Source organism: Bacillus sp. SB49, from assembly GCF_000469135.2.
GTDB lineage: Bacteria > Bacillota > Bacilli > Bacillales > Halobacillaceae > Halobacillus.
In genome coordinates, this window is sequence record NZ_CP048117.1 from 1,218,489 (window position 1) to 1,232,980 (window position 14,492).

A 14,492-nucleotide genomic window follows, 5' to 3' on the forward strand; every position below is an offset into this window, starting at 1 on the left:
GTCGCAGAGGGCGTATGTGGAAGGGCGGATGACTATTTATAGAAAAAGTAGCCGGAAGAACAGGGGCAACCCCCTCTATGCCCTGTATATTTGGAAGGGTATTTCCAGTTGGTTTTTTTACGTCTCCAGCCTGGGCTGTCCTTGGGAAAAGAAGATAAAAAAGAAAAAAAGAAAGCCTGTGTTGGAACGATCAGGACAGTCACAGCAACAATGAAAGCGCTTTTAGCATAATCGGAATAATGGAACTGTTCAGAAAATTTACTCAAAACCTGTTGACCTTCTTTCGAAATCGGTTTAAAGTAGTCCTCAATCAACCACATCGATTATCTTCGATCGGCCGGTTGGTTCATGTGGAAAGACCCGAATGGGACCCTTATAAAGGTAAACAGGAATGACCTTTTAGGGTCCATATTTTCAAAGTGAATCTTTTACGATTTCAAACATTAAACTATAAAAGAAAGGAGTGCTGAGAATGAGCAGCCAGTGGATTTATTTAAGCGGCCAGTATGTGAAAAAGGAAGAGGCCGTCGTTTCCGTCTACGATCACGGTTTCTTATATGGAGATGGGGTGTTCGAAGGTATTCGAGTCTATGAAGGCAACATTTTCAAACTCGATGACCACCTGAATCGACTCTACGATTCAGCTAAATCGATCCTGCTTGATGTCCCATATGAAAAGGAGGAACTGGCGGAGATTATCGCGGAGACGGTCCGCCGCAATGAACTGGAAACAGCTTACATCCGTGTCGTCCTCTCCAGAGGATCCGGCAACCTGGGCTTAGACCCGCGGAGCTGTTCCAATCCCCGATTGGTTGTCATTGCTGAAGCACTCGCTTTGTTCCCGAAAGAACTATATGAACGCGGGGTAAGGCTCGCGTCGGTCGCCAGTCGGAGAAACCGACCGGACGTCCTTCCGCCGCAAGTGAAATCATTGAACTATTTGAATAATATCCTCGTTAAGATGGAAGCGAACCAAATGGGTGTGGATGAAGCTCTGATGCTTAACGATCAAGGATATGTTACCGAAGGATCCGCAGACAATATCTTTATCGTCAAAAACGGAAAAATCCTCACACCTCCTACGTATTTGGGAGCACTCGAAGGGATCACCCGCAACGCGATCATGGATCTTGCCGAGGAGAAGGGCTATGAGATCAAAGAGCAACCGTTCACAAGACACGATGTGTACGTGGCTGATGAAGTATTCCTGACTGGAACTGCAGCAGAAGTCATCGCCGTGGTGGAAGTCGATCAAAGGAAAATCGGCGATGGTTCTCCAGGCGTAGTCACCAATCACCTGCTTTCGGAGTTCAGGAAAGTAACGACCACAGATGGATACAAAGTGTACAGCAGTGATAAAGCGCACGTAAGCTAACGTTCGTTGACAATTGAATGATGACGAATACGTCGATAGGAATAAAGGAATAAGAATTTGTATTCCCAGAGAGCCGGGGTTGCTGGAAGCCCGGAAATACAACTTATTCTGACATCGTCCTTGAGTGTCCATGCTGAACAGAATCTCAGTAGGCAGGACCAGGTGTTTCACCGCACCTGTTATCAAAAGGAATCCATATCCGGATTCCATGAGGTGGAGCTTTCGGGCTTCATAAATGAGGGTGGTACCGTGGAAAACATAGAGACCTTTTCACCCCTCACTTTCTGATATCACTTGTCGTGGTGTCGGAATCTGAGGAGGGGGAAGGTCTCTTTTTTATTCGACTATCGAAATAAATTGGAAGAAGCATAAGCTTTTAAGCATAAATGCAGGAGGGATGTAAATGAAGGCACAAGCAAGCGTGGAGGAGCAGACCATGACGAAAACAGGTGCTGATTTGCTCGTCGAAGCTTTGGTGGAGGAAGGCGTTGATACATTATTCGGATATCCAGGTGGAGCTGTCTTACCGATTTACGATGCCATCTACCGCGCCGAGGGGAGCTTCGATCACGTGCTCCCCAGGCACGAGCAGGGCGCAATCCACGCAGCGGAAGGGTATGCACGTGTTTCTGGACGGGCGGGAGTCGTCATCGGCACGTCCGGACCGGGAGCGACGAACCTCGTGACGGGAATAGCCGATGCCATGATGGATTCCATTCCTCTCGTCATTTTCACAGGGCAGGTAGCGAAAGGGGTCATCGGTACCGATGCCTTCCAGGAATCGGACATCATGGGGATCACAACGCCTATTACGAAGCACAATTATCAAATTCAGGAAATTGAAGAGCTTCCGCGAGTGGTGAAAGAAGCATTCCATATCGCGACGACCGGCCGTCCGGGCCCTGTTGTTGTCGATATCCCGAAGGACATCAGCTCGACGGTTCACCATAAGAAGATCGATAATGATTTCCATCTTCCGGGATACCAGCCGACGGTCAAACCGAACCCGCTGCAGATCAACAAGCTGCACGAGGCGCTGGTTAAGGCAGAGAAGCCGGTCGTGCTTGCAGGTTCCGGCGTCATTCATGCACAGGCATCGGAGGAATTGATCAAATTCGTCAGAAATTATCAGCTTCCTGTGACGACAACGCTCCTCGGGCTCGGAAGTTATCCCGGCAGTGATGATCTGTCGATGGGGATGGCGGGCATGCATGGAACGTATGCAGCGAACATGGCTTTGTACGAATGCGACCTTCTTATTAATATAGGTTCCCGCTTCGATGACCGTTTAACCGGTAATCTCAAGCACTTTGCCCCGCATGCGACCGTCGCCCATATCGATATCGATCCGGCGGAAATCGGAAAGAACATCCCGACGCACATTCCGATCGTATCGGACGCCAAGGCAGCGCTTGAATCTCTGAATGATAAACCGGTGGAAGGCCTTCATCATGAAGGCTGGATGGATGGTATCACTCGAAATAAAACGGACTTTCCGTTATGGCACGACCTTCCGGAAGAAGATATCGTTCCCCAATGGCTGCTTCAGAAAGTCTACGAATACACGGAAGGAAATGCAGTGGTGACGACGGATGTCGGCCAACACCAAATGTGGGCGGCGCAGTATTACGCGTTCGATAAACCGAATCGCTGGGTAACATCCGGAGGACTCGGAACGATGGGATTCGGTTTCCCGGCAGCCATCGGAGCTCAGCTGGCCGATCGGGAATCAACCTGTATCGCTGTTGTCGGTGACGGAGGATTCCAGATGACGCTTCAGGAACTATCCGTCCTGCAGGAGCGCAGGCTGCCTGTCAAAGTGCTGATCGTCAACAACCAGGCGCTCGGTATGGTGAGACAGTGGCAGGAGAAATTTTACGAAGAGCGTTACTCGGAATCTATCATCGATACCCAGCCGGATTTCGTTAAGCTTGCAGAAAGCTATCAGATCCCCGGGTACAAAATTGAGACGCAGAGTCAGCTCGAGGAAGTTCTTCCAAGAATACTGAAAGACGACCAGCCTGCCGTCATCGACTGCCGCGTTCTGCAGAAGGAGAACGTCTATCCGATGATCGCACCAGGCAAAGGACTACACGAAATGATTGGGGTGAAACGATGAAGCGGATTGTCACAGCCACCGTCCATAACCGAAGTGGTGTATTGAACCGGGTGACCGGGCTGCTTGCCAAAAGGCAGTTCAATATTGAAAGCATTTCCGTCGGGCGGACGGAAACAGAAGGCGTATCCAAGATGACCTTCGTCGTCGAAGTAGAGGATGAGCGGAAGCTGGAGCAGCTCACCAAACAGCTTCATAAGCAGATCGATGTTCTGAAAGTATCAGACATTACAGACAAAGCCATCGTCGCCCGCGAGCTTGCGATGGTGAAGGTGATCAGCAATCCGCAGATCCGCAGTGAAATTCAAGGGATCATCGAACCATTCCGGGCTTCGATCATCGATGTCAGCAAAGAAAGCATCACCGTTCAGGTGACCGGTAAATCGGATAAAGTCGATGCACTGATCGACCTCCTCCGCCCATACGGCATCAAGGAATTAGCAAGAACTGGACTTACCGCTTTCACTCGCGGCCATCAGCCGCAGGTGACGGAAATAAAATCTTATTCACTACTAAAATAATAAAACGAGAAGGGATGAATGAATAATGGCACATGTTTACTATCACAACGATATCAATGATGAGGTACTAAAAAATAAGAAGGTAGCTGTCATCGGCTACGGATCTCAAGGTCATGCCCACGCACGTAACTTGAAAGACAGCGGTTTTGACGTTGTCGTCGGTCTTCGTAAAGGAAAGTCTTGGGATCAGGCTGTGGAAGATGGAGTCGATGTGAAGCCTGTCGCTGATGCGGTGGAAGGAGCAGACCTTGTCATGATCCTGCTTCCGGACGAATATCAGCCGAAAGTGTATGAAGAGCACATCAAACCGAATTTGAAAGCCGGAGCAGCCCTTGCTTTCGCCCACGGTTTCAACGTCCACTTCAACCAAATCGTACCGCCTTCCGACGTTGACGTTTTCTTAGTCGCTCCTAAGGGCCCGGGTCACCTTGTCCGCCGTACATTTGAAGAAGGTGCCGGAGTACCTGCTTTGATCGGAGTCGAGCAGGACGTGAGTGGAGAAGCGAAAGAAATTGCTCTTGCCTATGCTAAAGGAATCGGCGGCGGTCGTGCCGGCGTATTGGAAACATCGTTCCAGGAAGAAACGGAAACAGATTTGTTCGGGGAACAGGCTGTGCTGTGCGGGGGACTTACAAGCCTTGTGAAAGCAGGATTTGAAACGTTGACAGAAGCCGGTTACCAGCCGGAAGTTGCCTACTTCGAGTGTCTGCATGAGCTGAAGCTTATCGTTGATCTTATGTACGAAGGCGGACTGGAAGGCATGCGCTATTCCATCTCCGATACAGCTCAGTGGGGCGATTTCGTTTCCGGACCACGCGTTGTTGATGAAACGACGAAAGCCCGCATGAAAGAAGTATTGACGGATATCCAGACTGGTAAATTTGCAAAAGGCTGGATCCTAGAGAATCAGGTCAACCGTCCGGAATTCACAGCTATCGAAAACCGTGAAAACAATCATCAAATCGAGAAGGTGGGTAGAGAGCTCCGTGCGTTAATGCCTTTCGTTAAGAAGTCACAATCTAAAGAAAAGGATGTGGTCGCACATGGCTCGCGTTAAGGTTTTCGATACGACGCTTAGGGATGGAGAACAGTCCCCGGGTGTCAACTTGAACCGTTTGGAGAAGTTGGAAATCGCCAAGCAGTTGGAACGTCTGGGTGTGGATATCATGGAAGCAGGTTTCCCTGCTTCCTCCCAGGCGGACTTTGATTCAGTCAAAGAGATTGCTGATACGATCCGCGGTTGTTCGGTCACCGGACTTGCAAGAGCGAATAAAAAGGATATTGATATCGCGTGGGAAGCCTTAAAAGGAGGCGCGGAGCCCCGTCTTCACGTTTTCATCGCGACATCCCCGATTCATATGACACACAAGTTGAAAAAGACGCCGGATGAAGTCGTCGAGAAAGCGGTGGAAATGGTCGCTTATGCGAAGGAGAGATTCCCGCATGTCCAGTTCTCCGCAGAGGATGCTTTACGGTCCGATCGTGATTTCCTCGTCCATATCATCGAGAAAGTGATCGATGCCGGGGCGAGCGTCATCAACCTTCCGGATACGGTTGGTTATACGACCCCGGATGAAATCGGCAGCCTGTTCCGCTACGTACAGGAGAACGTTCCGAATATAAATCAAGCAGTCTTGTCCACGCACAACCATGACGACCTTGGTATGGCCGTCAGTAATTCCCTGGCAGCCATCGAAAACGGAGCCCGCCAAATTGAAGGGACGATCAACGGAATCGGGGAACGGGCCGGCAACGCCGCTCTGGAAGAAATCGCCGTCGCTCTTCAGATCAGGAAAGATCGTTTTGATTTGGAGACAGGTCTTGTATTGAAGGAGATCAAGCGTACGAGTGAACTTGTCAGCCGTTTGACAGGGATGATGGTTCCCGGGAATAAGGCGGTTGTTGGACGTAACGCCTTCGCGCATGAGTCCGGCATCCACCAGGACGGTATGCTGAAGGAGTCCTCCACTTATGAAATTATTACACCGGAAATGGTCGGTGTGGAAGCAACAAACATGGTGCTTGGTAAACACTCCGGCCGCCACGCTTTTAAACAAAAGGCAGAAGAGCTCGGCTTTGAGTTGAATGAAACGAAGCTTCAGGAAGCGTTCGAATCGTTCAAGACGTTGACAGGCAAGAAGAAAGAGGTCACGGATGCGGATTTGTTTGCGATTCTGATCGATACGCAGACAGAGCATGCGGACCAGCCGAAATACGAACTGAAGGCATTCCAAGTCCAATATGGAAGCATCAATCGTCCGACTGCTACGGTTCTCCTGACGACGCCGGAAGGTAAGGAAGTGGAGAAGGCAAACACGGGAGAGGGAAGTGTAGAAGCGATTTATAATACGCTCGACGATCTGATCGAAGCGGACGTACATCTCGAGGACTACCAGCTCAGCTCTGTCGGAAGAGGGCGGGATGCTCTTGCAGAGGTCCACGTCCAAGTATCCGTCGACGGGGTGACGGCATCCGGACGCGGCTCGGCGCAGGATGTGCTGGAAGCATCCGCTCATGCTTTCTTGAACGCAGTGAACCGAACACTTTACCAGCGGAAACGTTCTGCTGATTATGAACAAATCCAAGTATGAACAAAGGGGGATGGACATGGAGAAACATATCGTGCTACTACCGGGAGACGGCATCGGTCCTGAAGTGACGAAGGCGGCAAAAAACGTACTGGAAGCCATCGCAGACCGATACCAGCATTCCTTCACATTTGAAAGTCATGACATCGGAGGTACAGCAATCGATCAACATGGAACGCCGCTGCCGGATGATACCGTCAAGGCGGCAAAAAAAGCGGACGCTGTGTTCTTAGGCGCCGTCGGGGGTCCGAAATGGGATCAGCTCCCTGGACATCTGCGGCCGGAGAAAGGCCTGCTCGGCATCCGTAAGCAGCTTGGGCTGTTTGCGAATCTACGCCCGGTCAAAGCGTTCCAACAGTTGCTCCATGCATCGCCGTTGAAAGAAGAAGTGGTGAAAGAAAGCGATCTTCTGATTGTCCGGGAACTGACGGGAGGCCTTTACTTCGGCCAGCCGAGCGAGCGCCGCAACGACGGGAAAGAAGTGGTCGATACCCTTGCCTATGAACGCAGGGAAATCGAACGAATTGTAGATCAGGCTTTCCAAAGTGCCCGCGTGCGGAAGAAGCGCGTCACTTCTGTGGATAAAGCGAACGTCCTCGAGTCGAGCCGCATGTGGCGCGAAGTCGTGGAGGAGAAGAAAGCGGAATATCCGGACGTGACGGTCGAGCATATGCTCGTCGATGCGGCAGCAATGAAGCTTGTGACCAATCCGGCATACTTCGACGTCCTTGTGACAGAGAACATGTTCGGAGATATCCTGAGTGACGAAGCCTCCGTATTGACTGGTTCCCTCGGCATGCTTCCATCCGCAAGCCTCAATGAAAAAGGTGTCGGCCTTTACGAGCCGGTCCACGGCTCCGCGCCTGATATCGCCGGCCAGGATAAAGCGAATCCGCTGGCAAGTATTTTGTCCGTCGCCATGATGCTGAAGCACTCCTTCGGTATGGAGGAAGAGGCGGAGCAGGTGGAGACAGCCGTTCAGGAAGTGCTTGGAGAGGGGTATCATACACAGGATATCCATTTGTTAAAAGGAAAACAGGTGAGCGGCAGTGAATTGGCTGCCAAAGTCGTCGATCAAATCCGTGCCAGTGATACGACGGAAAATATTATGCGCTGTTATGTATAAACAGGAAGAAGGGAGCGGAACGGAATGAGTCAACCAAAAACAATCATTGAAAAAATTTGGAATCAGCATGTCGTCCACGAAGAAGAAGGGAAACCGAGCCTCCTCTATATCGACTTGCATTTGATTCATGAGGTGACCTCTCCCCAGGCGTTCGAAGGGCTGCGTATGAGCGGGAGAAAGGTGCGCCGCCCGGATCGTACTTTTGCCACGATGGACCACAACGTTCCAACGGTCCATCGTAATGTCATCAAAGATGCGGTATCGAAGAAACAGATGGAGACTCTTGAAGCGAACTGTAAGGAATTCGGTGTCCGCCTGGCGGACATCCATCATCCGGATCAAGGGATCGTCCACGTCATCGGCCCGGAACTTGGATTGACACAGCCCGGGAAAACGATCGTCTGTGGAGACAGCCATACATCAACACACGGGGCTTTCGGAGCCCTTGCTTTCGGTATCGGTACCAGTGAGGTGGAGCACGTCCTTGCAACCCAGTCTCTCTGGCAGGCCAGTCCGAAAACACTTCAGGTGAAGGTGGAAGGAAGACTTGGAACTGGGGTAACAGCGAAGGACTTGATTCTCGCCATCATCGGAAAATACGGCGTTCGTTTTGGTACTGGTCATGTCATCGAATATACCGGCGAAGCCGTTCGCAATTTGACGATGGAAGAGCGGATGACCGTCTGCAACATGTCGATTGAAGCGGGTGCCCGGGCAGGTTTGATCAGCCCGGATGCAACGACGATCGATTACCTGCGGGGTAAGCGTTACGTACCGGCTGGAGAAGACTTCGAGGAAGCGGCAGAGCAGTGGCTGTCCCTTGCTTCTGATGAGGGTGCGACTTACGACCAGACGCTGACGATTCATGCCGATGAAATCGAACCACAGGTAACATGGGGCACAAACCCGTCACAATGTGTACCTGTCGGTGGAAGCGTTCCGGATCCGGAGAAAGTGACGGAGGACCGCGACGGCATCGAGCGTGCGATCGATTACATGGGTCTGGAACCGAACCAGGCCATTGAATCGATTCCGGTTCAGCATGTGTTTATCGGATCCTGTACTAACTCCCGATTAAGTGACCTAAGAAGAGCAGCAGAAATTATCCGTGGCGGCAAAGTCCACGAAGGAGTTCGTGCACTCGTAGTACCTGGATCGAAATCGGTCAAGGAGGCGGCAGAGCAAGAAGGCCTTGATACGATCTTCCTGACGGCCGGCTTTGAATGGCGCGATGCCGGATGCAGCATGTGTCTGGCGATGAACGACGATATCGTCCCGCCGGGTGAGCGTTGTGCATCCACTTCGAACCGTAACTTTGAAGGGCGTCAGGGTAACGGAGCGAGAACTCACCTGGTCAGTCCGGAAATGGCGGCAGCCGCGGCTCTTGAAGGACATTTCGTCGACGTCAGAAAATATGCCAGTGCCGTAGGAGGTTGAGCAGATGGAACCGATTAAACAGCATACAGGACTTGTCTTTCCTTTAAACAGGGAGAACGTAGATACCGACCAAATCATACCGAAACAGTTTCTGAAGCGGATCGAACGGCAGGGCTTCGGTCAATTCCTATTTTATAACTGGCGTTTCCATGACGATGGGACGCCACGCGAAGACTTTTCTTTGAACGATCCGAAATACGACGGGGTCTCCATTCTCGTCGGAGGGGAAAACTTCGGCTGTGGGTCGTCCAGGGAACACGCTCCCTGGGCCATTCAGGACTTCGGTTTCAAAGTCGTCCTTGCGCCGAGTTTCGCCGATATCTTTTACAACAACTGCTTCAAGAACGGAATTCTTCCGATTCAGATGCCGAAGCCGGTTGTGGATCAGCTGATGGAAAAGGCGGAAAAAGGAAAGTACGAGCTCAAGGTCGATCTTGAGAATCAAGTCATCGATGACGGCGATTTAGAGGTATCCTTTGATATCCAGGCCTACCATAAAGAGATGCTTTTGAATGGTTGGGACGAAATTGCTGTGACGCTGACGTATGAGGATAAGATCGACCAGTACGAAAACAAACCAAAAGGAGTGAAGACGTTGGGGATTTCTTAACGCTGGCTAAAGTGATGGATGCACAGGAACAATTACAGGAGGTGGTGCATCGTACACCACTTCAAACATCATCGACCTTCAATGCGAGAACCGGTCAGACGGTCTATTTGAAGATGGAGAATCAGCAGAAGACAGGAGCTTTCAAAATAAGAGGTGCGTCGTATAAGGTGGCTTGTTTGACGGAGGAAGAAGCGTCCTGCGGCGTGATTGCGGCATCCGCCGGCAATCACGCACAGGGTGTCGCTTATGCGGCGGCAAAACGCGGGATAAGGGCCGTTATCTTCATGCCCGAGCATACACCGAAAGCAAAGGTGGAAGCGACGGAAGGATATGGAGCACGCGTCGTCCTGACAGGCGAGTCGTTCCAGGAAGCCTATCAGGCCGCTCTGATCGAACAGGAGCGGACGGGAGCGACATTCCTTCACCCGTTCGATGATTACGAAGTTATGGCAGGACAGGCGACGGTGGCTGTCGAAATGCTTCAGCAGCAGCCCGATTTGGATCGGATTTTCGTGCCTGTCGGCGGCGGCGGGCTGATCAGTGGTATCGCCTTTGCAGCCAAGCAGCTGAAGCCGGAGATCCGTATCGTGGGTGTCCAGGCTGCCAAAGCGCCTTCGACGTATAACGCTCTTTATAAGAAAGGTCCGGAGAAGCTGACATCTGTTCAGACGATTGCTGATGGTATCGCGGTGAAGGAGCATGGGAAATTGACCTATACGTGCATCCAGAAATACGTGGATCAAGTAATCACGGTGGAAGAACACGAAATTGCCGAAGCGATGCTGCTGCTTCTTGAAAGAGAGAAGACGCTGGTGGAAGGTGCAGGCGCAACGGCTCTTGCCGGTCTGCTTCGTACATGCGGTTCGTTGGACAATGAACATTGCGGTGTCGTTATCAGTGGTGGAAACGTGGATCTTTCGCGTCTGCCTTTGATCCGTGAGCTGGCTAATCCGAAAAGGATGGTCATCGCCTGAGATGACCGATCGAGGCAGTGGATAGTTTTCCCTGCCTCTGTTCCTTTTAATCACAGTAAAAGAGCCCGGTCTCTGCAGTCAGAGATTCGGGCTCTTTGTGTTTTCTTATTTCAGGAGATCAATCAGAAGCTGATTGAACTTTTCTTTTTCATCGTAAACCATCCCATGGCCGCTGTTTTCAAAAGGGACGAGTGTGCTGTCCGGAATATTCTGGTCCATCACTTCTGAAAAAGCGAAGTCGCAGATTTCATCCTTCTTCCCATGGATGAGGAGGGTAGGGACGTTTATCTGTCTGAGCTCGTCGCGCAGGTCTTCATCCCGCAGTGATTCGGCGCAGGCGATCGTTCCGTGCGCGGATGCCTCCAACCCAAGACCGAGGAACCATTCTTCAAATGATACCGACAACTCGGAATGGTAGAAACCGGAGCCGAAGTCTTTCAAGGCGGCAGGGCGGTCATTCTTGATCGCTTCTATCAATTCATCTACTTCCTCCGTTTCCATGCCGTACGGGTATCCGTCTCGTTTTGTAAAGCTCGGGGCAGCCGCGCCGGCAAGAATGAGATGGGCTAATTCCTCTCCGGCATATTTTGTTGCATAACGGACAGCGATCGGTCCACCCATGGAAAATCCAACGAGATAGAAGTCCTTCAGCTGCAAGTATTGGGTGACCGTCTTCACATCATGAGCGAGCGTATCATAATCGTAGCCGGAAGCCGGTTTATCCGATTTGCCGAAGCCGCGCATGTCGATGCCGATGAAACGATAGCCCTGCTTCGGCAGTTCGTTCATTTGGTATTCAAACATTTTATGGTTGAGCGGCCAGCCGTGCAGAAATACGATCGGCTGTCCTTCTCCGATATCCTCTACATATAACTCTACCTGGTGATCTACTTCAATATAGTGGGACATGTCGCAGCAAAACTCCTTTTTAATGAGATGCTAGGATTATTCCCTCTGCTCCATCAATTAAACTAAATTGACTTTTTGTCCATATGCTATTGACCTTCCACCTACTGGAGACTTTATAGTATTATTTGTAATAGATAATGATAATCGTTATCAATTAAAAACAGGAAGAGTCGATCGTATGAAGCGTAGGTATTTATTCATTCTTTTAGCGGTACTGTCTTGGTTATCGCTCGTCATCGGTGTTTCGGATCTGCCGATGCTCCAAGTACATACATGGGATGAATCGCAGTGGAAGGTATTCTGGGTGAGCAGATTCCCGCGGCTCGTCAGTATCCTTATCGCCGGCATGAGCATGGCGATCGGCGGATTGATCATGCAGCAGCTGAGCAGGAACAAGTTCGTATCCCCGACGACTGCCGGAACGATCGATTCCGCACGGCTCGGAATCGTTGTGGCGCTTCTTTTGTTCTCATCAGCGAGCCCGTTAATCCAGACGTTGATTGCGTTTCTCTTCGCATTGGCGGGGACGATGTTGTTTATGAAGATTCTCGATGGAATCAAGCTGAAGGACGCAATCCTCATTCCGCTTGTCGGGATCATGCTTGGGAATGTCATCGGTTCGATCACGACATTCTTCGCCTATCAGTATGATTTGATCCAGAGCATCGGATCATGGCTTCAGGGCGATTTCTCAATGATTTTGAAGGGGGACTATGAGCTGCTTTATCTCAGTATCCCGCTTGTCATTCTCGCATATCTCTTTGCGCATCGATTCACGATCGCGGGAATGGGCGAAGATTTCTCGAAGAATCTCGGGATGAACCATAAGCAGGTCGTCTACATAGGTTTGTTCATCGTCGCACTGATGACTTCGGTCGTTGTCCTGACGGTGGGATCGATTCCTTTTCTTGGCTTAATCGTCCCGAACATCGTCTCAATCTACAGGGGAGACCATTTAAAGAACAGTATCAGCCATACGGCGCTGCTTGGTGCATTATTTGTCCTCGTCTGTGACATTATTGGAAGAATCATTATTTATCCGTATGAAATCCCGATCGGCGTGACGGTCGGAGTCATCGGAAGCGGTCTGTTCCTTTATTTATTGTTTAGGAGAAAAGCGTATGCGGCATAAGTACAAATTCATTTTATTAACCACGGCAGCTGTTCTGTTCATCGCTTTGTTCCTGTTCACAGATTTGCGGCATGTCGAATATGTCCTGCCGAGACGGCTCATGAAGGTTTCGGCGATCATCCTGACGGGAGCGGCAATCGCCATCGCAACACTCGTGTTCCAAACGATTACGAACAACCGGATCCTCACACCGAGTATGATCGGTCTCGATTCCTTGTATATGCTGCTGCAGACGGCATTGATCTTTTTGTTCGGCTCAGCGAATCTGACTTTCTTAAACAACTACGTCAACTTCGGGCTGTCGATCGTTCTGATGATCGGCTTCGCGCTGATCTTGTATAAACTGTTGTTCAAAGGGGAGGGACGACCGATCTATTTCCTCCTCCTTGTCGGTATCATTCTAGGGACGTTCTTCTCGAGCCTGTCCTCTTTCATGCAGGTACTGATCGATCCGAACGAATTCCTTTTGATCCAGGACAAGATGTTCGCGAGCTTCAACAATGTCCAGACAGAGCTGCTGGTAATCAGTGTGATCCTGCTGGTCCTTGCGTTCCTTTATTTATGGAGATTCATGAAATATTTAGACGTTCTGTCCCTTGGAAGGGATCATGCCGTCAACCTTGGGGTGCCTTATGATGCAGTAATCAAGCAGCTTCTCGGAATCATTGCCGTATTCATTGCTGTCGCGACTGCTCTTGTCGGTCCAATTACGTTCCTCGGCCTGCTTGTTGTCAATATCGCCTATCATTTCATTCCGACTTACCGGCACAGGGATTTAATGGCGGCTTCTGTACTGATCTCGATCATCGCCCTCGTCGCCGGTCAATGGATGGTGGAGCACGTCTTCACATTTTCGACGACGATCAGTGTCATCATTAACTTCGTCGGAGGCTTATACTTCATCCGACTTTTGTTAAAGGAGAATCGATTACGATGAATGTATTATCTGTGTCGAAAACATACGAAAACAAAAAAGTGGTGGACGATGTCTCAATTGATATTCCAAAAGGTAAAATCACCTCGTTGATCGGGCCGAACGGAGCCGGAAAAAGCACCGTCCTTTCCATGATGAGCCGGCTTCTCTCAAGTGATACCGGTTCGATTATGATCGAAGGCAGGGAAGTAGAGGCGTGGGATTCACAGGAGCTTTCCAAAAAGCTCGCCATCCTTCGTCAGTCCAACCACCTCACTGTCAGACTCACAGTCAGGGAGCTTGTTTCTTTCGGCAGGTTCCCTTATTCGAAAGGACGATTGAAGAAGGAGGATTGGCAGAAAGTAGACGAAGCCATCGACTATATGGAACTCGAGGATATTCAGGATCAGTTCATTGACCAGCTTAGTGGCGGTCAGAAACAGCGGGCTTTCATTGCAATGGTCATTGCGCAGGATACAGAGTATATTCTGCTTGATGAACCGTTGAATAATCTGGATATGAAACACTCAGTCCAGATTATGAAGGTACTCCGCCGGCTTGTCGATGAGCTTGGCAAGACCGTCATTGTCGTCATACACGATATCAACTTCGCAAGCGTCTACTCCGACTACATCGTCGCACTGAAGGACGGTAAAGTACGGAACCAGGGACCTGCCGAAGATATGATCTGCCGAGAGTGTCTGAGTGATGTCTATGACATGGACATTCCTGTACAAAACATCAATCAAAATAAAATATGCGTCTATTTCGCATAAGAAGAGGTGGAGAAT

Annotated in this window: 13 protein-coding genes; 12 read left to right on the forward strand and 1 reads right to left on the reverse strand. The window is 50.3% G+C overall.

All coding sequences use genetic code 11. From position 1 onward, the window contains the following. The first annotated feature begins 472 nt into the window (after positions 1-472). From ilvE to ilvA, 9 genes are all read left to right on the forward strand, one after another. On the forward strand, positions 473-1,375 hold the full coding sequence (gene ilvE / locus M662_RS06345; RefSeq protein ID WP_008636505.1) for a branched-chain-amino-acid transaminase: 903 nt from the start codon (positions 473-475) through the stop codon (positions 1,373-1,375). A 403-nt stretch (positions 1,376-1,778) separates the two neighbouring features. Further along, complete coding sequence (gene ilvB / locus M662_RS06350) at positions 1,779-3,494, forward strand: biosynthetic-type acetolactate synthase large subunit (protein ID WP_008636503.1); 1,716 nt, start codon at positions 1,779-1,781, stop codon at positions 3,492-3,494. Further along, positions 3,491-4,012 carry an acetolactate synthase small subunit gene (ilvN, locus tag M662_RS06355; protein ID WP_008636501.1) on the forward strand — a complete coding sequence of 174 codons (522 nt, stop codon included), beginning with the start codon at positions 3,491-3,493 and terminating at the stop codon, positions 4,010-4,012. Before ilvB ends, ilvN begins: the two co-directional genes overlap by 4 nt. 25 nt (positions 4,013-4,037) lie before the next feature. Next, on the forward strand, positions 4,038-5,069 hold the full coding sequence (gene ilvC, locus M662_RS06360; RefSeq protein ID WP_008636499.1) for a ketol-acid reductoisomerase: 1,032 nt from the start codon (positions 4,038-4,040) through the stop codon (positions 5,067-5,069). After that, positions 5,056-6,603 (forward strand): 2-isopropylmalate synthase, encoded by a 1,548-nt coding sequence (locus M662_RS06365; protein WP_026578405.1) that lies wholly within the window; start codon positions 5,056-5,058, stop codon positions 6,601-6,603. Before ilvC ends, M662_RS06365 begins: the two co-directional genes overlap by 14 nt. A 16-nt stretch (positions 6,604-6,619) precedes the next feature. Beyond that, positions 6,620-7,726, forward strand: coding sequence for a 3-isopropylmalate dehydrogenase (gene leuB, locus M662_RS06370; RefSeq protein ID WP_026578406.1), 1,107 nt, complete (start codon positions 6,620-6,622; stop codon positions 7,724-7,726). 24 nt (positions 7,727-7,750) lie between these two features. Next, positions 7,751-9,163: a 3-isopropylmalate dehydratase large subunit gene (gene leuC / locus M662_RS06375; RefSeq protein WP_026578407.1), complete on the forward strand. Its 1,413-nt coding sequence runs from the start codon at positions 7,751-7,753 to the stop codon at positions 9,161-9,163. A 4-nt stretch (positions 9,164-9,167) separates the two neighbouring features. Next, positions 9,168-9,773, forward strand: a complete 606-nt coding sequence (gene leuD, locus M662_RS06380; RefSeq protein WP_008636491.1) for a 3-isopropylmalate dehydratase small subunit — start codon at positions 9,168-9,170, stop codon at positions 9,771-9,773. Positions 9,774-9,787: 14 nt separating this feature from the next. Further along, the gene (gene ilvA / locus M662_RS06385; protein WP_035388525.1) at positions 9,788-10,747 is read left to right on the forward strand and encodes a threonine ammonia-lyase; all 960 of its coding nucleotides are present in this window, start codon (positions 9,788-9,790) and stop codon (positions 10,745-10,747) included. Positions 10,748-10,852: 105 nt separating this feature from the next. On the opposite strand, the gene M662_RS06390 is transcribed toward ilvA, so the two are convergent. Continuing rightward, the gene (locus tag M662_RS06390; protein ID WP_026578408.1) at positions 10,853-11,656 is read right to left on the reverse strand and encodes an alpha/beta fold hydrolase; all 804 of its coding nucleotides are present in this window, start codon (positions 11,654-11,656) and stop codon (positions 10,853-10,855) included. Positions 11,657-11,834: 178 nt separating this feature from the next. On the opposite strand from M662_RS06390, the gene M662_RS06395 reads away from it, so the two are divergent. From M662_RS06395 to M662_RS06405, 3 genes are read left to right on the forward strand one after another with little or no spacing between them, the layout of a single operon-like run. Further along, the gene (locus M662_RS06395; RefSeq protein WP_026578409.1) at positions 11,835-12,788 is read left to right on the forward strand and encodes an ABC transporter permease; all 954 of its coding nucleotides are present in this window, start codon (positions 11,835-11,837) and stop codon (positions 12,786-12,788) included. Then, positions 12,778-13,725 (forward strand): iron chelate uptake ABC transporter family permease subunit, encoded by a 948-nt coding sequence (locus M662_RS06400; protein WP_026578410.1) that lies wholly within the window; start codon positions 12,778-12,780, stop codon positions 13,723-13,725. Before M662_RS06395 ends, M662_RS06400 begins: the two co-directional genes overlap by 11 nt. Continuing rightward, positions 13,722-14,477, forward strand: coding sequence for an iron ABC transporter ATP-binding protein (locus M662_RS06405; protein WP_026578411.1), 756 nt, complete (start codon positions 13,722-13,724; stop codon positions 14,475-14,477). Before M662_RS06400 ends, M662_RS06405 begins: the two co-directional genes overlap by 4 nt. Positions 14,478-14,492: the final 15 nt, after the last annotated feature.

Coding starts and splice junctions, on each gene's coding strand:
- ilvE (WP_008636505.1), top strand. CDS start 473: ATGAGCAGCCAGTGGATTTATTTAAGCGGCCAGTATGTGAAAAAGGAA.
- ilvB (WP_008636503.1), top strand. CDS start 1,779: ATGAAGGCACAAGCAAGCGTGGAGGAGCAGACCATGACGAAAACAGGT.
- ilvN (WP_008636501.1), top strand. CDS start 3,491: ATGAAGCGGATTGTCACAGCCACCGTCCATAACCGAAGTGGTGTATTG.
- ilvC (WP_008636499.1), top strand. CDS start 4,038: ATGGCACATGTTTACTATCACAACGATATCAATGATGAGGTACTAAAA.
- M662_RS06365 (WP_026578405.1), top strand. CDS start 5,056: ATGGCTCGCGTTAAGGTTTTCGATACGACGCTTAGGGATGGAGAACAG.
- leuB (WP_026578406.1), top strand. CDS start 6,620: ATGGAGAAACATATCGTGCTACTACCGGGAGACGGCATCGGTCCTGAA.
- leuC (WP_026578407.1), top strand. CDS start 7,751: ATGAGTCAACCAAAAACAATCATTGAAAAAATTTGGAATCAGCATGTC.
- leuD (WP_008636491.1), top strand. CDS start 9,168: ATGGAACCGATTAAACAGCATACAGGACTTGTCTTTCCTTTAAACAGG.
- ilvA (WP_035388525.1), top strand. CDS start 9,788: ATGGATGCACAGGAACAATTACAGGAGGTGGTGCATCGTACACCACTT.
- M662_RS06390 (WP_026578408.1), bottom strand. CDS start 11,656: ATGTCCCACTATATTGAAGTAGATCACCAGGTAGAGTTATATGTAGAG.
- M662_RS06395 (WP_026578409.1), top strand. CDS start 11,835: ATGAAGCGTAGGTATTTATTCATTCTTTTAGCGGTACTGTCTTGGTTA.
- M662_RS06400 (WP_026578410.1), top strand. CDS start 12,778: ATGCGGCATAAGTACAAATTCATTTTATTAACCACGGCAGCTGTTCTG.
- M662_RS06405 (WP_026578411.1), top strand. CDS start 13,722: ATGAATGTATTATCTGTGTCGAAAACATACGAAAACAAAAAAGTGGTG.